The sequence below is a fragment of the Sulfitobacter sp. TCYB15 genome, from assembly GCF_040435955.1.
In the GTDB taxonomy this organism is placed as follows: domain Bacteria; phylum Pseudomonadota; class Alphaproteobacteria; order Rhodobacterales; family Rhodobacteraceae; genus Sulfitobacter; species Sulfitobacter pontiacus.
Window position 1 is genome coordinate 908,983 of record NZ_CP159193.1, and the last position, 16,819, is coordinate 925,801.

At 59.7% G+C, this 16,819-nt stretch carries 15 protein-coding genes; 1 reads left to right on the top strand and 14 read right to left on the bottom strand.

From position 1 onward, the window contains the following. Window positions 1–17: 17 nt before the first annotated feature. The 14 genes from pdeM to ABM428_RS04430 form a co-directional block, all read right to left on the bottom strand. Window positions 18–683 (bottom strand): ligase-associated DNA damage response endonuclease PdeM, encoded by a 666-nt coding sequence (gene pdeM / locus ABM428_RS04365; RefSeq protein WP_132997122.1) that lies wholly within the window; start codon window positions 681–683, stop codon window positions 18–20. Window positions 684–940: 257 nt separating this feature from the next. After that, window positions 941–3,385, bottom strand: coding sequence for a ligase-associated DNA damage response DEXH box helicase (locus ABM428_RS04370; protein ID WP_353628198.1), 2,445 nt, complete (start codon window positions 3,383–3,385; stop codon window positions 941–943). A gap of 102 nt (window positions 3,386–3,487) precedes the next feature. Then, entirely contained in the window at window positions 3,488–4,795 is a 1,308-nt protein-coding gene (locus ABM428_RS04375; RefSeq protein WP_005851665.1) for a hypothetical protein, read from the bottom strand. A gap of 61 nt (window positions 4,796–4,856) precedes the next feature. Beyond that, a complete protein-coding gene (locus ABM428_RS04380; RefSeq protein ID WP_037965056.1) occupies window positions 4,857–5,351 on the bottom strand; it encodes a prepilin peptidase in 495 nt (164 codons plus the stop codon). 3 nt (window positions 5,352–5,354) lie between these two features. Next, window positions 5,355–6,209: a lipopolysaccharide assembly protein LapB gene (locus ABM428_RS04385; RefSeq protein ID WP_005851667.1), complete on the bottom strand. Its 855-nt coding sequence runs from the start codon at window positions 6,207–6,209 to the stop codon at window positions 5,355–5,357. Between the two features lie 28 nt (window positions 6,210–6,237). Then, a complete protein-coding gene (locus ABM428_RS04390; RefSeq protein WP_005851668.1) occupies window positions 6,238–6,792 on the bottom strand; it encodes a tetratricopeptide repeat protein in 555 nt (184 codons plus the stop codon). Between the two features lie 56 nt (window positions 6,793–6,848). Next, the gene (locus ABM428_RS04395) at window positions 6,849–7,805 is read right to left on the bottom strand and encodes a type II secretion system F family protein (RefSeq protein ID WP_373276849.1); all 957 of its coding nucleotides are present in this window, start codon (window positions 7,803–7,805) and stop codon (window positions 6,849–6,851) included. 12 nt (window positions 7,806–7,817) lie between these two features. Further along, on the bottom strand, window positions 7,818–8,780 hold the full coding sequence (locus ABM428_RS04400) for a type II secretion system F family protein (protein ID WP_005851670.1): 963 nt from the start codon (window positions 8,778–8,780) through the stop codon (window positions 7,818–7,820). A 12-nt stretch (window positions 8,781–8,792) separates the two neighbouring features. Beyond that, window positions 8,793–10,238: a CpaF family protein gene (locus tag ABM428_RS04405; RefSeq protein WP_037943335.1), complete on the bottom strand. Its 1,446-nt coding sequence runs from the start codon at window positions 10,236–10,238 to the stop codon at window positions 8,793–8,795. A 39-nt stretch (window positions 10,239–10,277) separates the two neighbouring features. Then, window positions 10,278–11,516: an AAA family ATPase gene (locus ABM428_RS04410; protein ID WP_064216185.1), complete on the bottom strand. Its 1,239-nt coding sequence runs from the start codon at window positions 11,514–11,516 to the stop codon at window positions 10,278–10,280. Window positions 11,517–11,788: 272 nt separating this feature from the next. Further along, window positions 11,789–12,493: an OmpA family protein gene (locus tag ABM428_RS04415; RefSeq protein WP_132997120.1), complete on the bottom strand. Its 705-nt coding sequence runs from the start codon at window positions 12,491–12,493 to the stop codon at window positions 11,789–11,791. Next, a complete protein-coding gene (locus ABM428_RS04420; protein WP_037943338.1) occupies window positions 12,480–13,919 on the bottom strand; it encodes a type II and III secretion system protein family protein in 1,440 nt (479 codons plus the stop codon). Before ABM428_RS04420 ends, ABM428_RS04415 begins: the two co-directional genes overlap by 14 nt. A 211-nt stretch (window positions 13,920–14,130) precedes the next feature. Then, window positions 14,131–14,994 (bottom strand): Flp pilus assembly protein CpaB, encoded by an 864-nt coding sequence (gene cpaB / locus ABM428_RS04425; RefSeq protein ID WP_005851675.1) that lies wholly within the window; start codon window positions 14,992–14,994, stop codon window positions 14,131–14,133. A gap of 397 nt (window positions 14,995–15,391) precedes the next feature. After that, complete coding sequence (locus ABM428_RS04430) at window positions 15,392–15,583, bottom strand: Flp family type IVb pilin (RefSeq protein ID WP_037943339.1); 192 nt, start codon at window positions 15,581–15,583, stop codon at window positions 15,392–15,394. Between the two features lie 375 nt (window positions 15,584–15,958). On the opposite strand from ABM428_RS04430, the gene ABM428_RS04435 reads away from it, so the two are divergent. Further along, window positions 15,959–16,750 (top strand): lytic transglycosylase domain-containing protein, encoded by a 792-nt coding sequence (locus tag ABM428_RS04435; RefSeq protein WP_132997118.1) that lies wholly within the window; start codon window positions 15,959–15,961, stop codon window positions 16,748–16,750. The last annotated feature ends 69 nt before the right edge of the window (window positions 16,751–16,819 follow it).

Sequence of the window (16,819 nt, forward strand, 5' to 3'; positions counted from 1 at the left end):
CGGCCCCGTGGCTGCGCTTAGCGCGGCATGGGGATCGCGGTGGGCTGCGGTCCGGTAAGTATGGCGCAGGCCTGCGGACCCATCAATGCCTGTAGCACCGGCGCGTCACTGTACAAGCCACCGGTATAGGTGCCAAAGGCGGGCATGATCAGCCGTCGGTCGTCATACAGGAAGGCCGGACGCGTCACCGACCGCCCGCGCAGCCGCAGCCCTGCCTTGGGGTGATAATGCCCCGAAACCTCGGCCTGCGCGCTTTCCTGCGCGATATGCCGGAACTGCAAGGGGCCGATCACAAGCTCGGCCAGATGCTCCCCCCCCAGTTCGACGGGGCCGGGGTCGTGGTTGCCCTCTACCCACAGCCACTGCCGGCCCGCCTGCAGCCGCGCCAACGTCAGCCGTGCCGGTTCGGGCAGGGCGCGGGCCGCGTGCAGATCGTCGAAACTGTCGCCCAGACACATCACAACGCGCGCGGGCACACGGTCAAGCGCCGCCGCAAGCCGGGTCAACGTGTCCATCGTCTCGTAAGGGGGAAGCGCCGTGCCGCCGCGCCGCGCAATCCGTTCGGCTTTGCCAAGATGCAGGTCGGACACGCAGAGCAACCCGTGATCTGCCCACCACAAAGCGCCAGAGCCAAGCGCCGTCAGCCGCGCGCCGCAAAAGTCGAATTCATACCCGATGTTCATGCTGCGTTCATCACCAAGTTTGCCCGCGGGCGCAAGGGGCGCTGGCCGATGGACGCGCCTATGGCGGGGCGCAGGAGTATTTGAAAAAGGGTGAAGCGGAAGACGCCCCCGCTGATCCCGAGGGGCGTGGGGGCGTCTTCACCCTTTGCGGTCATCGGCTCTCCAGCCTGTACCGCGGGGTGATCATGGGGCAAAATACCTAAGCGAAGGTTAATTCACCCTTTCAAAAATACTCAGCTGCGCAGCGATTGCCATGTCTAGCGCCGTTTGAGAGGGATGTTATCCGGCGCGGGTGTGATCTGTGCGAGGCCGGAGGCTTCCATCAACCGCGCGGATTCCTCGGCCAGCAGACGCTCTTCTGCCTGCCCCTTGACCGGCACGCGGCCCATTTCCAAAAACAGCGGTGCGGACAGCGGGCTGACACGGTCGAGGATACGGTGGTCGATCCGGCCCTTGATCCGATGCAGCATTTCCTCGATCCGGCCAAAGTCGACCAGCCCGCGCAGGGCCTCTTCGCGGGTGATGTCGAGCAGGAGGTGATCGGGTTCGTATTTCTGCAAGGTGTCATACAGGATATCAGAGCTGAAGGTCGCCTGCCGGCCAGACTTACGGGCTTGGGGGGTGTTCCGTTCGATCAGCCCCGCGATGGTGGCGGCGGCGCGGAACGTGCGTTTCATCACCGCATTGCCGGCCAGCCAATGGTCCAACCCGTCATGCAGGGCCGTGGCCTCAACCAGCGGGGCGGGGTCGTCGACTGGATCCAGCCCCCAGATCAGCGTGGCATAATCGGTGGCGACGAAGCCCAGGGGGTTCAGGCCCAGTTCCTCCATCCGTTTTGTCAGCAGCAGCCCGAGCGTTTGCTGCGCGTTGCGACCGGCAAAGCCGTAGAAGACCGTTTGGGCGCGGCCCTCATGGGGGAAGCTTTCGATCAGCAGGCGGCCCGGTTGCGGCAGTTGGCTGACCTCGCGTTGCAGGGTCAGCCATTCGGCCGTGTGGCGCGGCAGCTCGGGCCAGCTGTCTTGGGTGAACATGCGTTGCACGCGGGCGGAGAGCTGGGTCGAGGTGGCGAATTTAGTGCCCATGAACGTGGCGACGCGTGGTTTCTTGGCGGCGGAGCGGCTGACCTCTACGGTCATTTCCCGCAGCCCTTCGTATTTGACGATCTGGCCGCCGATCAGGAAGGTGTCGCCCGCGCTGAGCGAGGCGGCGAAACCTTCCTCGATTTCGCCCAAAGGGGCACCGCCGCGGTTGCGTTTCATGCGGACCTTCAGCGTGTCCGTGCCCTGAATGGTACCGATGTTCATACGGATACGCTGGCTGCTGCGGGGGTCGCGCAGGTGCCATTTGCCGTTTGTGCACATCAGACGTTGCCATCTGTCGTAGGCGCGCAGGGCGTAGCCGCCTGTGGCACAGAAATCGAGGCAGGCGTCAAAGGCGGCGCGGCTGAGGCTGGCATAGGCCCCGGCGGAGGTCACCTCGGCATAGAGCGCATCGGCGTCGAAGGGGCCAGCGCAGGCGGTGATCAGGATATGCTGGCATAACACATCGCGAGGGCCGGGGCCGCGCGGGTCGCCGTCAAGATCGCCTGCCAATACGGCGTCGAGGGCGGCGACACATTCGACCACCTCGAACCGGTTTGCAGGCACCAGCAGCGCTTTGGAGGGCGCGTTATAGCGGTGGTTGGCCCGCCCGATGCGCTGGACCAGCCGTTTGACATTCTTCGGCGCACCGATCTGGATCACGAGATCGACATCGCCCCAGTCGATCCCCAGATCGAGGCTGCCGGTACAGACAATCGCGCGCAGATCACCGCGCACCATCGCGGCTTCGACCCGTTCGCGTTGCTGCCGATCGAGCGACCCGTGGTGGATGCCAATGGGCAGGCTATCTTCGTTGGCGAGCCAGAGATTGTGAAAGAAAATCTCGGCCTGAGCGCGGGTATTGTGGAAGATCAGGGTGGTTTTATGCTGGCGTATCTGGTCGAGCACCGCCGGAATCGCATAGGCCGCCCCATTGCCGGACCACGGCGGGGCCGCGTCCGTGCGCAGCATCCGGATGTCGGGCGGCGGGCCGGGATCGGCCAGCAGGATCGGGCAGGGGTCAGGGTGACGCGCCATAAAATGCGCGATGGCGGCGGGATCTTCGACGGTGGCGGACAGGCCCACCCGTTTCAGCCCCGGGCACAGGCGTTGCAGCCGCGCCAGTGCCAGCATCAGTTGGTCGCCCCGCTTGCTGTCGGCCAGCGCGTGGATCTCGTCGATCACGACACGTTTGAGCCCTTTGAACATGCGCGGTGCATCCTCGTAGGAGGTCAGCAGCGCAAGGCTTTCGGGGGTGGTCAGCAGGATATGGGGCGGGTCGGCGCGTTGCCGGCGTTTGCGCGTTTGCGAGGTGTCGCCGGTGCGGTCCTCGATCCGGATGGGGAGGCTCATTTCGGTCACCGGGGTGGTGAGGTTGCGCTTGATATCCGCGGCCAGCGCCTTGAGCGGCGAGATATAGAGCGTGTGCATGCCGTCGTGATCGCCCTCGGCCAGATCGACCAGCGTGGGCAGAAAACCCGACAGCGTCTTGCCGCCCCCCGTCGGCGCGATCAACAGCAGCGCGGGCGCGTCGGCGCGGTCCAGCATGTCTTGCTGGTGGGGGTGGATGGACCAGCCTTTGGTGGCGAACCAGTCGGAGAATTTCGGGGGCAGGGTCTGCATGGGGAGCAAGATAGGCTGTTTGCACGCGGGGGCCAGCCCCCGCACCCCCGGAGTTTATCTGGCAAAATGAAGCGGATGCCCGCGCCCGTTTCGAGCGCGGTGCTACCTGACGATGGTTTCATCCTCGACGAACATATTGGCCCAAGCACGGTCAATCAGATCAGGGCGCATCTGGTGCGGGATACCTTCGAAATCGCAGATGGAAATCATCTGGTCGATCAGGAAGATCGGCTGATAGTTGGCGAAAACATTGTTGATCGTAGGGTATTTCGTTTTCAGCAAATGGATCAGCGTCGCCTCGTCCAGTTTGATGTTTCGTTTCTTTGCGACCATGGCGAAGATCTTGAGGAAGTTTTCCTGATTGGGCCCGTCGATTTTGATCTTGAAAAAGATCCGGCGCAGGGCGGCCTGGTCGAAGATCTCATTGGGGTGGAAGTTGGTGGAGAAGACAACCAGCGTGTCAAAGGGAACTTCGAACTTCTCGCCGGATTGCAGGGCGAGGATGTCTTTGTTTTCTTCCAGTGGCACGATCCAGCGGTTGACCAGCGCCTGTGGCGATTCTGCCTGTCGGCCAAGGTCGTCGACGATGAAGATGCCGCCGGTGGATTTCAGCTGCAGCGGGGCCTGATAGGTCCGTGCGGTGGGGTTGTAGACCAGATCAAGCATATCGAGCGTCAGTTCGCCCCCGGTGATCACCGTGGGGCGTTCGCATTTGACATAGCGGGTGTCAAAGCGCGTCACGCGGCGCAGGGATTTCGGGTCTTGTTTTTCCTCGGAAATGGCGGTGTGCACGATGGGGTCATAGACCGTGATCACCTGACCGGCGTATTCAATCGCACGGGGGACATAGATCCGGTCACCAAGCGCGTCGCGAATCCCGTTGGAGATGCTTGATTTACCATTGCCGGGGGGGCCGTACATCAGGATGGAGCGACCGGCCGTCACGGCTGGGCCAAGGTTGCCGATCAGCTCGGACGGGAGCACCAGATGGCCCATCGCCGCTTCGAGCTTTGCGCGGGTGATTTGCATGTTGCGCACGGACTGGCGTTTGATCTGTTCGCGGTAGACATCAAGCGGCACGGGCATCGGGCCGAAGTATTCCGATTGCGCCAAGGCATCCAGCGCGCGGGCCTTGCCCAGATCGGTCAGCTGGTAGCCCATTTCATTGCCGTTATTCGCGTTAAGCGTGCCCGTCGCTTCGAGAAGGCGTTGTTCGCGCGACAGATCCACCAGTTCCTGCGTGACCTGAAGCGGCAGGCAGATCGCCGCTGCGAGCTCGCTGACCATGGTGACATTCTTGCGGAACATCGTCTTGATCATGATGTCGCGCATCATCACCACGGGCAGCTTCATCTCTTGGATGGTGCGCGGCGGAGGGGGGGCCATGACGGCGCTGGTTTGCATATTCATGAAGGCTTCTTTCATGGGGACACGGGCGTGCCCCAAGGCGTAGCGGTTGAATATGGCGAAATCAGGCCCCGAAGTAGGCACCGAGCATTAAATATGCGGCAAGCACAGTTCCAAGGGCGAGGCCCATTGGGAATTTCTTGGCTTCGTGCCAGCTGACCCATTGCGGGGCAAGCTTGCGCAAGGGGGAATATTTGGCGGCGCGGTGAATGATATAGGCGGCAACCAGCGTCGCCATGAATAGCGCCATGACAAAGCGCACATCCCCGAGCGCGATAAAGGGCGTGGCGGCGGCGATGAATTTCGCATCCCCCGCGCCCATCAGCCCGCCTGCGTTCATGAAGATGCCCACAACAAGGGCTACCACCATCGCCAGCAGGTGCCAGAGGTAGCTGTCAAAGGGCAGGGCAATCGGGCCGATCAGCACAAATACGGCGGCCAATGCGATCACCGTGACATTGGTGATCCGCATAAAGGCCAGATCGGTGTAGATCGTATAGGCACAAAGGGGCAGCGCGAAGGGCAGGAACCACAGCGCTGCGTAGCTGGTGATCTCCACGCGTTAGCCTGCGTTTTCCAGCGCGCGCAGCGACCGGACGGCGGCCTCGAAGTGCTGCGGGTGGGTGCTGATGGCGTCGCGCAGCAGCCCTTTGCCGGTTTCAACGTCGCCCTTCTTGATCGCGGAGAGGGCGAGGGTGTGCAACAGTTGCGCGCGCTCGGTCTGGTCCATCTCGATCGGGGGGAGGCTGTATTCACGTTGCGCGCCACGGGCGAGGATCAGGTTGTTCTTGGCGGTAAACAGCGTTGAATCCTGTTTCACAGCCTCGCCGAAAAGGCGTTCGGCAGCCTGATAGTCGCCGCGCGTCAGTTTGGAGTAGCCCCAGTTGTTCATGACCGAACCGGGCTTGGTGGTCAGACCAATGGCGATCTCGTAAAAACTGTCGGCCTTGTCCCATTCCTGCTTGCTGTCAGCGACGATCGCCTCAAGCCGGTAACGGTTGTAGGTTTCATGGGTGGGCGGGACGGAATCCAGCGTCTTTTCCGCCTTGGCCCAATCGCCTGCGCGGATCAGCGCATCGGCGTAGTCAACCTTGTCGTCGGGGGTGGCATCCTTGGAAGCGGCAACTTTGCCCCAGACGGATGCGGCCTCTTGGTTGCGTTTGGCGCGGATCAGGGACTTGCCCAAGCTGCGCTGGATGTCGATGCGGTCGGGGTTTTCCTGCGCGGTGCGGGTGAAATAGCTGACCGCCTCGTTCGGGTCGGCCACTGTCAACATCACATCGTTGAGGTTGCTTTCATCCACGACGTTCACGTCCTGGAAGGCGCGGGTGACGGTATCCTCGCCGGATTTCTTGCCGCAGCCTGCTACTGCGACGACGCCTGCAATGCAGGCGGCCAATAGGATAGGGTGGCGCATTTTTGCGTCCTTTTACTGCTCTGCCTCGTTATGATGCTGGCCGAACCAGATAGTCGCCCGAGCCGCGCCGCACCAATTTATAACTGTCTTCTTGATCCGGGATCGTAACAGAGTTTTCCGATTTTGCGAGTGCTAAGCGCAAATTGTCACGGATTGCGTCACTTTCGCCATTATCGAGCGCATAGGCCTTGCGAAAGGTCAGCTGGGCTTCGGCGAGTTTGCCGCGTTCCATCAACACAACGCCGAGATTATTCCAGACCTCGGGGTGGGTTTCGTCCTTTTCTACAGCGTCGCGCAGCAGCTTTTCCGCCTGACCCAATCGCCCCAGCCCAAGGTTGGCGCTGCCCAGTCCCGACAGGATTTCGGCGTCCAACTGGGAGGCGAGCGCGGCGCGGTTGAAGGCGCGGATGGCCAGTTCATATTCGCCCGCGCGCATCAGACGGTGGGCGACCTCTACCCCGTCTTCGGCGTCCTTGCGGGTGTTGACACCGGGGGCAAAGGGGTTGTCAGGGCTGGCGCGCTTGCCCCCAAACGCGGAAAGACCGCCTGCAGAGCAAGCGGCCAATCCGGCGATCAGGGTCATACAAAGCGCGAGCCTGAAGGGTAACGCGCGCTTGGGAATGTGGATCATGCAGAGCCTTACTGACCTAGTTTGGTAATGTTCATCACCGATGGCGCGACCAGAATGATCAGCAGCGGAGGAACGGTCAGCATCATTGTGGCAAGTGTCATCTTGGTTGGCAACTTGTTTGCGGCCTCTTCGGCGCGCATCACGCGTTTGTCGCGCATCTCGGCGGCATAGACCCGCAGCGCGTCGGCGATGGATGTGCCGAAGGCGGCGGATTGTACCAGCACCGTCACAAAGGACGACACATCTTGCACACCGCAGCGTTCGCCCATGGCGTTCAGCACGCTGACCTTGTCTTTACCGGCTTTCATCTCATAGGCGACGATTTCGAACTCTTCCGCCAGCGCAGGGTAGGAGGCGCGCAATTCGCGGGCCACGCGGACAATACATTGATCAAGCGACTGGCCGGCTTCGACGCAGACGAGCATCATGTCCAGCGCATCGGGAAAACCACGTGTGATTTCCTCTTTCCGCTCGGCGACGCGGCGGGTCACCCAATAGCGCGGCAGGAAATATCCGATACCGCCGGGGCCCACGGTATACAGCATCATCTTGTTGGTAGTCATGCCTTCGCCGCCGCCAAGGAAGTTGATGTAGACGGTGCCGATCACCAGCCCGGCAATACCAAGCGCCATCTGTGCAAAGTGAAAGAACCGTACCGCATCGCGCGAGCTATAGCCCGCCTGACGCAGCAGCAGCGCCTTGGCGCTTAGCTCTTCCACGTCTTCGGGTTCAAGGAACTTGGCGAACTTTTGCAGCTTCTCGTTGCGGTCCGACTGGCGCAGGCGCTGTTGCTTGCCTGCATCGGCAGCCTCGGTCTGGCTACGTTTGAGCTTGGCCAAAGGGTCTTCGGGCTGGCGCAGGATCATGACAAGCGTTGCGCCCACCATGGTCAGGCCCAATGCACCCAGAATGGCGATCCAGCCCATGGGACCAAGTGCGGTGTCGAGTGAGTTGAGGAAATTCACAGTGAGGCCCCCTTAGACTTTGATATCGGTCAGCTTGCGCATGACGATGAGGTTAAGCGACAGGAACAGGACAACCGCGATACAGCCGGGGATGAACAGCGGGTGGGTCATGACTTCGTCATAGTAATGCGGGTCACCGAGTTTGATCACGATGAGCGCGAGGATCGGGAAGGCGGACAGGAACTTGCCGGACCATTTCGCCTCGGCGGTGATGGCGCGCACGCGGCGGAACAGGCGGAAGCGGGCGCGGATGACCTTGGCCAACCCCGCAAGGATTTCAGCAAGGTTACCCCCTGATTGCTGCTGGATGGTCACAGCCACCGCTAGGAAGCGCAAATCCTGCATATCAAGTCGTTCGGCCATATCCTTGAGCGCCTCGCCAATGTCGCGGCCATAGGCGGTTTCATCGGCGATCACGCCGAATTCCGACGCCAGCGGGTCCTGGATTTCCTTGGACACGATAGAGATCGCGCTGGTGAAAGGGTGGCCCACGCGCAACGACCGCACCATCAGTTCCACAGCGTCAGGCAGCTGCTCTTCGATCATGTCCATGCGCTTCTTCGCTTTGGACGAGATCCAGAAGAATACGGCACCGACACCGATCCCGACAGAGATCAGGATGCGCACGGGCACTTCGGTATTGGTGCCGATGGTCAGCCCCAGAAAGGCGACGACCGACAGGCCGGCCATGATCATGATCAGCTGTTTCGGCGCAAAGGCGATCGCGGCCTTTTGTGCTTTCTCGGCGAGCAGGGAATAGACCGGAATGGATTTATTATCCATGTGCTGCTGCATTTCCTTGCGCAGCTTGTCCAGAACCTCTTCGCGGCGGGCCCCTTTTTCCAGCATTTCAAGCCGGCGGTTGACTTTGCTGTTGAGGCTGATGGATTTACCGAAAGCGACCAGATACAGCCCTTCGACCAGCACAAGGACACCGACGAAGATCAGGCCATAGATAATGGGTTCTGCACTCATGATTGATAATCCTTACTTGACCACAACGGGTTCATAGATCGACGATGGCAGGTCATAGCCCCACATCTTGAAACGTTCAGAGAAGTGGCTGCGCACGCCGGTGCCGGTGAAGTGGCCGATGATCTTGTTTTCGGGCGTCAGGCCGACGCGCTGAAAGCGGAAGATTTCCTGCATAGAGATCACGTCGCCCTCCATGCCGGTGATTTCGGTAATCGAGGTCATGCGGCGCGACCCGTCCTGCAAGCGCGACGCTTGTACGATCAGGTTCACAGCCGACGAGATCTGGCTGCGGACCGCTTTCAGCGGCATTTCGATACCGGCCATGGCGATCATGTTTTCCAGACGGCTGACACCATCGCGGGCAGAGTTGGCGTGGATCGTGGTCATCGACCCGTCGTGGCCGGTGTTCATGGCCTGCAGCATGTCGATCACTTCCTCGCCGCGCGTCTCGCCGACGATGATCCGGTCAGGACGCATCCGCAGGGCGTTTTTCAGACAGTCGCGCGGGGATACCTCGCCCTTGCCTTCAACGTTGGGCGGGCGGCTTTCCATGCGGCCCACGTGGGTCTGTTGCAGTTGCAGTTCGGCGGTGTCTTCGATGGTCAGGATCCGTTCATCGTTGGCAATAAACGATGACAGCGCGTTCAGCGTGGTGGTTTTACCAGAACCTGTACCGCCCGAGACGATGATATTCAGACGGGTGGCGACGGCGGCTTGCAGATAGGCTGCCATCTCTTCCGAGAAGGCCCCAAAGCTTACCAGATCATCAATGCCCAGTTTGTCTTTCTTAAACTTACGAATGGAGACAAGGCTGCCGTCCACGGCAATCGGCGGGACCATAGCGTTGAAACGCGAGCCGTCTTTCAAGCGCGCATCGACATAAGGGTTGCTTTCATCAACGCGACGGCCAACGGCGGAAACGATCTTGTCGATGATCCGCAGCAGGTGCTTTTCGTCTTTGAAGGTCACGTCGGTCAGCTGCAGTTTACCCGCGCGTTCCACAAAGATCTGTTGCGGGCCGTTGACCAGAATATCGTTGACGCTGTCGTCTTTCAGCAGCGTTTCCAGCGGACCAAGGCCGGTCACCTCGTCATACAGTTCGGAGTTCAGTTGAACGCGGTCCTCGCGGTTCAACACGATGGATTTCTCGGCCAGAATCTCGGTCGAGATTTCGTTGATCTCGCTGCGCAGATCCTGCTCCGAGGCATGTTCAAGGGCGGCGAGGTTCAGGTTCTCAAGCAGGGCACGGTGCAGTTCGAGCTTGATGTCGCTCATGCGTTGCTTGCGCTTCACGTCGCGATCCTGCGGGGCGACGGTTGCGGCTTGGGCCACGCGGCGCATGCTGGCGGGTTTGGGCGCGACCGCTTCCTCTGGCTGTTGCTGTGGCGCGGGAGCCTTCGCCTTTGGGGCGGGTGTGGCTACGGCAACGTCACCTGGCTTTTTATACTTCGAGAACATCTGAATACTCTTTCTAAATTATCTGGCGCTTGGGCCGGATCAGGCGGCTTTGGCTTCGTCAGCCTTGAGGTCGTGGATAGAAGACGCGAGCTTTGCGATCTCGCGACGTAGCGGGTTCTTGGCGGCGGTATTGGCGAGCGGCAGACCGTGGTCGTTGGCCTGCGTCACCTGCTTGCCGCCATCAGGCAGCTGCACGTCGATGGAAATACCAAGGCTTTCTGCCATCCGTTTGACCCGCGCTTTGGCGTTGAGGTCGGTAAATTTCGGCGCGCGGTTCATGACATAGCGTAGCTTTTCGACCGGCAGCTCTTCGGATTGCAGCGCGCGTTTGAAACGCAAGGCGTTTTGGGCGCAGCGCATATCCAGTTCGAGCATGGCAAAATAGACATGCGCATTGCTCAGCACGGTTTCGGTCCATTGCACCAGCGTCGACGGCATATCGACAACAACGTAGTCGAACTGGTTGCGCGCCATATCCAGAATCCGCGTCACATCTTCCGAGGTGATCAGATCAAGCGGCAGCATATCGGCGGGGGCGGTCAGCACCTGAAGCGTGTCTTCATAGGTCAGCAGAGCCTGACCAAAGCTTTCCTCGTCCATCTCGTCTGTCTCGATCAGCATGTCATAGACGACTTCACGGCGCGGCAGGTCCAGATAGGTCGCCACGGCCCCGAACTGCAGATCGAAATCCAGCAGGCAGACCTTTGGCGGGTTCTTTTTGTCGGAGGTCGCCAGTTCCCACGCCAGATTAACGGCCATGCTCGTCGCACCGGTGCCACCGGCCAAACCATGTACCACGATCACAGCGCCGTCTTTATCGGCACCGGGTTTCAGCTTGGGGCCTGCCTCGATGTGTTCGGCTGTGGGCTCGGGGCCTGCGCGCAGACGTTCGATGGTCGCCGCCAATTCGCCTTCGGGCAGCGGGTAGGGAACGAATTCATCCGCACCTTGACGCAACAGGGAATGGAGCGAGGCCGGCGACATGTCTTCGGCGATCAGGATCACCTTGATATGACGCGATTTCGCCTGCGAGATGATTTCGGACATCATCGGCAGGTTCTCTTCGTCCTCGGAATCAAGCGCCAGTGCAATCAGTTCGAGCGTCGCCGCTTCGGGCTGGCTGAAAAAAGCGAGGCTTTCAGAAAAGCCGAGATCACCCCAGGCTTCGCCCAAAGCTGATTCCATATCCTCGATCAGCAGGTCAAAGTTCTGTACATCACGGCTGACAGTGCAGGCGATGATCTGTGGTGCGTCAATCTGTGGCATACTGCTGCTCATACCTAAACTTCCCCTTCTTCTCTTTGGGGCGCGGCAAGGGCTAATCGGGCGTCGCCCTGTTCTTTGCCTTGCAGTCCCCTGCGTCAGACCACGGTGGCCAGGCGCAACTGTCCTATTGCAGTGAATATCCCTGCCAAGTTGGGCAAGATTGGGGCTAAATAGTTTCTATTGTTTGGTCTTTTGAAACGATCCGCAGTGATTTGCCGGATTGAAACGCAAAAGGCCCGACCGTCAGCGACGATCAGGCCCTTCTCGAGGTATCTTTTTTCCGGTTATTCCGTCGCGGTACCCGTCGATGTCGCACCACCCGAGAGCTGAGTCGGTGGCACGGCGCTGGCAACGTAATCGCGATAGATGATCTGCGCGTATTTGCCGTCCAGTACGGTGGGATGTCGCCCGACAAAGCCGCTGACTTCGGTAACTGTGCGACGGTTCGCCCGTTCGCGGCCCTGTGTCACGATCAACGGCTGTGTTTCGCCAAAGGAAACAACGGCCTCAAGACGGCTGCGGCTGATGCCTTGCGTTGACAGAAACGCAACAACGGATTGTGCTCGGCGCAGGCCCAACGCCTTGTTGTAGCTGTTCGAGCCGACGGCATCGGTATGGCCATACACGCGGAAGCGGACTTCGGGGAACTGGCGGATCCATCCCGCTTGGCGCCGCAGCACAGCCTGCGCGGCCCCGTCCAGCTGGGCCGAGTTAAAGGCAAAGGTCACCGTGGATTCGACTTCGCCGGCAAAGCGGTTGGCCAGATCGAAGGTGTACTGGCGTTCGCCTGTCATCACCAAACGGTTGTTCAGCGTGGCGTTTCCAAAGGTGCCCAGATCGGTCAGGGATCCTGCTTCGCGGTGGAACTGGGTATAGACCGGATCAGGGCTGCTGACACAGCCTGCTACGGTCATCGCCAAAGCGGCGCATAACCCGGTGATTTTGCCTGTCGAAGGGATCGCTGAAGTCATCTGATCAATCCAATACATAGCCATATGACCCGCTAAAGTCCTGTTTGGCAACCTCGCCGGCCGCCCCTTTGGTGGGCGCTGTGCTGCCTTTGGACGTGCGACCTGACAGGAACAATTCGCTTTCCGTGGGCGGTTTGATCCGGTCGGTGGGCAGGGCCAAAGCCTCGCCTCGGGTGGGGGTCACAAGATGGGCCGTGATAATGATCACCAGTTCGGACTGGCTGCGCTGATAGTTCGCGCTGCGGAACAACGCGCCCAATACAGGCACATCGCCGATCCAGGGTAGCTGGCTGGAGTTATCGGTGAAATCGTCGGTCAGCAGACCCGCGATCGCAAAACTTTCGCCGTCGCGCATTTCAACCGTGGTCGAGGTTTCGCGGCGGGTGAAGGCCGAGATGTCGAAACCATTGCCCAAGGACACGCTGTTGCTGGCATCAATCGCCGACACAGCAGCTTTGAGTTCGAGGTTAATCAGGTCTTTATCCACGACACGGGGGATAAAGCTCATCTCTACGCCGAAGGGTTTGTACTGCACCGAAATCTGGTCGCCGGTCTGGGCGACAGGCACGGGGTATTCGCCACCGGCAAGGAACGTCGCCTCTTGCCCGGACAGCGCGACGAGGTTCGGTTCGGCAAGGAAGCGTACGGCGCCCTTCTGCTCCAGGGCTTCAAGCAGCAGGCCGACTTGGGTGGACCCTGCGTTAAAGCCGAACAGTACCGCGCCTGCGTTGCTGTTGGACGCAGGTGTCGTGCCGCCAAGAGAGTTCGCAATCGCGCCGGACGTATTTGTCGTATTGGTCCCGCCGTTGATCGCAAGATCATTGCCCACCAGCCCGTTCAACGCGAGCGACGCGCTTAGGGATTTGGAGACAGATCGGCTCATCTCGGCAAAGCGGACTTTCATCATCACCTGCTGGATGCCGCCGACGCTCATCAGGTTGGAGACGCGTTCTGGCGCGTAGCGTTCGGCCAGATCAAGGGCGCGCTGCAGGCGTTGGGTCGACGACACGATGCCCGACAGAACGATACCGTCGTTGGCTGTGCGCACTTCGATCTTTTCGCCGGGCAGGATCTGCCGCAGGCGTTCCTTGAATTCAGAGACATCCGCCGCGACGCGCACATCCACGTTGGTGATCAACTGACCGGCCGCATCCAGCAGGGTCAGCGTGGTCAGGCCAGGGGATTTGCCCAGCACATAGATGGTGCGATCGGAGAGGGATGAGATATCTGCGATCCCCGGATTGGCGATGCTAAGCTCGGCAAAGGGGATATCGCTTTCAACCACAACCGCGCGGTTCATCGGGACTTCCAACACACGGTTGGTGCCCTTCTTGACCACGCGGAGCGTGTTGGCCTGCGCGTCGATCGGAGCCGTCAATGCAAATGGCATCGCGCCAATGGTCAGTCCCAATAGGGCTGCTTTAATAAACTTATCGATTTTCATGTGACCTGCCTTTGTGATCACGCCTCAAAATAGGGTCTTTGCGCCCGCCGTTTGCGACACTGTGCGGTCCTTTGCGTTTTTTTGCAAGAATCAATGACAGGGGGTGGCGGGTATATGTGGATTAACAGCAACATATCCGAAATGGCAAAACGCCGCGCAAAGTGATGCGCGGCGTTGCTGAGGTCCGTATTTGCCCTGCCTGATAAGCAGATCAGTTGGTGCAGGGGATCGGGATTTCGACCACTTCGGCACCACGACGGGTCCGGATGGTGCAGACTTTTTCTGTAGTTGTTTCGACTTTGACCGTTTCTTCTGTCAGGCCGAGCAGTCGGCGCTGGTCGACTTCGATCTCGCCGGCGACGGTGTCATCCTCTGCCCCGACGAGCGAGAGGGATAGGTCACCCGTCGATTGGGCCTGTGCCAATGCGGCAACTTGATAGGGCTGAACGGCAACAGTCACAGTATTCGCAATGGCCGCTTCGCTGCGTTCGCCGCCGGCGCTTTGATCGATCGCGATGATCTTGACGCCTGCCTCGATCAGCTTGGTCACGTCTCCGGTATCGGCGCGGTCGTTGCCACCTCGGTTGATGCGGCCGGTCCAGTAGACATCGACACGGTCACCGGGGCGCAGGAAGCCCGAGACGCCGCTTGATACATCGACGCGGATCGCGAAAGCACGGCTGCCCCGTTCCAGCTGCGAGGTGAGGCCGGTATCGGCACCGGGTTCGGTCACCTTCACCGCCATAATGGCTTCGTCTTTTTCCATCGCACGCAGCACGACACGCAGGTCATCGCTGTTTTCGGGGAAAAGCGCTGCTTCTTCGATAAATGTGCCTTCGGGGATCGCATTTTCAGGCCAGTTCACCTGCCGCACATCTTCGCGGGTCAGTCGCTGACCGTATTTCAGCGGCCCGTTGGCCACATATACACCAACCGTCGGCACAATCTGTGCCAAAGCCTCTTGGGCCTGTTGGTTGGCGCGTTGATATTCACTGATGCGGCCCTTTGCCAGATACACAGCACCACCTGCCAAGGCGATACCGGCGAGCAGGACCAGTCCAAAAACCATCCGCATGTTACTTACCTCTCTTGAGTGTGTGCCGGTCCCAAGACGCGGCGCGAAACTTATACCAATGGATAGGCGGTGATTGTGTTCAGACTATGGATAATCCGCGGCCAAGCTGGGTCATTAAAGTGGTGGATTGGGTTAGATGTCGCCCGGCGTCTGGGTCATCACCCTGTCTGCTAGATCCACAGTTCCGGTAGTCATGCTGACGACCATGAGAACCGCCAGAGATACCACCGCTGCGCATAAAACAACCCAGTCAACTGTGACCGCACCGCTTGGGCTTCGCCAGAATTTGATAAGCTTCGAGAGCATTGTTTTGCCTTGCGTGATGAAGGTCTAAAAAAACTGGCCGCATTCTGTCGAGCAGAATGCGGCCAGCGAAATTTCGTGGTGTGACGAACGCTTAGCCGCCGATGCTGCCAGGGTTTTGTGTCCCCATGTAGGAGTTGGTTTTCGATGTCAGGTTGGAAGCGCCTGTTTCGATCGAGGAGTAAGCTGCGACGGCCAGGCCAACAACGGCGGCGGTCAGAACGACCCAGTCAACAGTTACAGCGCCGGATTCGTCGTTTTTGAAGTTCTTGATAAAGTTCATCATGGTATGTCCCTCCAAGGATCATAAAGTTTTCAATCTCAACCCTGTCGTCCGTTTCGATGCTTCTCTCTCAATTCCGCATCTGGCTGACTTGGTATGAGCCTATATAGCCTTGTGAATGGGGCACGAATTTGGCGGCAATTGTGACATTTCGTTTTTCAGAGCCGGTTTTTGGCAGAATTATTGTAGCCCGCTGATACGAAAAGATTTTCCGTCTTCATTTTTTGTTATCCTTGATGTGAAGCGGGGCAGGATTGCATCAATTATGGCGAAATCGCCATGTTCCCTGCCATGTTTGGTTGGTTTGGCGAGGGTTTCCGTGCGAGATTGCTGGAAAAGAGCATTAAATAATCAGTGCAGGCAGCGATGTTTCGACGAATGACCGTATCTTTGATGGTGGGGATGCTGGCGGCCTCGGCTGTCTGGGCAGACGCGCCCAAGCCGTTTCCGAAGTTCGAGGCAAAACGTGTGAAGCCGCCCAAGCCGGGCAGTACCAATCGGATCAATGTCTTTATCGAACCCAAGGCCGACGACGTACCCGAGGTTGTCGCAACCGACTCCGGTGCCATCGTGCCAGCGTCACCGGGGCAGTATGATTGGTTCTGGGATCGTGTCTCTCCGGCGGTCGAGAAATCTGGCCCGGGCCGGCTGGAGGCCGCGATGGTCACGCTGGCAACGGCCAGCAGCAAAATCCCTGCACCACGCATGCAACAGATGCAAGAGATCGCCAAGGCCAACGGGATCGACATCCTCCGCTCTACGATCGGGACACAGGTGTCACCTGCGCTTGTGCTCGCGGTGATCACGGTTGAATCCTCAGGGCGGCCCGATGCCATCAGCGGGGCGGGGGCGCAGGGGTTGATGCAGCTGATGCCTGATACAGCGACGCGCTTTGGGGTAACCGATAGTATGGTCCCGACGCAGAATATCGCGGGCGGCGTAAAATATCTTGATTGGCTGATGGGCGAATTTGACCGCGATCCGATCTTGGTGCTGGCCGGCTATAACGCGGGCGAAGGGTCCGTGCACAAGCACGCGGGCGTGCCGCCTTTTGCCGAAACCCGTGACTATGTGCCCAAGGTGCTGGCCGCTTTTCAGGTCGCCAAGGGCCTGTGCCAGACCCCGCCCGAGCTGATCTCGGACGGATGTGTATTTGCGGCGATGAACTGACACCAGTTCGGGGCCGGATGTTAAAAGGGGCGCGGCCATTGCTGGCTGCGCCCCTTGTTGTGCATCGTG

Coding starts and splice junctions, on each gene's coding strand:
- ABM428_RS04430 (WP_037943339.1), bottom strand. CDS start 15,583: ATGATGAACTTTATCAAGAACTTCAAAAACGACGAATCCGGCGCTGTA.
- ABM428_RS04415 (WP_132997120.1), bottom strand. CDS start 12,493: ATGTATTGGATTGATCAGATGACTTCAGCGATCCCTTCGACAGGCAAA.
- ABM428_RS04400 (WP_005851670.1), bottom strand. CDS start 8,780: ATGAGTGCAGAACCCATTATCTATGGCCTGATCTTCGTCGGTGTCCTT.
- pdeM (WP_132997122.1), bottom strand. CDS start 683: ATGAACATCGGGTATGAATTCGACTTTTGCGGCGCGCGGCTGACGGCG.
- ABM428_RS04375 (WP_005851665.1), bottom strand. CDS start 4,795: ATGAATATGCAAACCAGCGCCGTCATGGCCCCCCCTCCGCCGCGCACC.
- ABM428_RS04420 (WP_037943338.1), bottom strand. CDS start 13,919: ATGAAAATCGATAAGTTTATTAAAGCAGCCCTATTGGGACTGACCATT.
- ABM428_RS04390 (WP_005851668.1), bottom strand. CDS start 6,792: ATGACCCTGATCGCCGGATTGGCCGCTTGCTCTGCAGGCGGTCTTTCC.
- ABM428_RS04385 (WP_005851667.1), bottom strand. CDS start 6,209: ATGCGCCACCCTATCCTATTGGCCGCCTGCATTGCAGGCGTCGTCGCA.
- cpaB (WP_005851675.1), bottom strand. CDS start 14,994: ATGCGGATGGTTTTTGGACTGGTCCTGCTCGCCGGTATCGCCTTGGCA.
- ABM428_RS04435 (WP_132997118.1), top strand. CDS start 15,959: ATGACCGTATCTTTGATGGTGGGGATGCTGGCGGCCTCGGCTGTCTGG.
- ABM428_RS04410 (WP_064216185.1), bottom strand. CDS start 11,516: ATGAGCAGCAGTATGCCACAGATTGACGCACCACAGATCATCGCCTGC.
- ABM428_RS04370 (WP_353628198.1), bottom strand. CDS start 3,385: ATGCAGACCCTGCCCCCGAAATTCTCCGACTGGTTCGCCACCAAAGGC.
- ABM428_RS04405 (WP_037943335.1), bottom strand. CDS start 10,238: ATGTTCTCGAAGTATAAAAAGCCAGGTGACGTTGCCGTAGCCACACCC.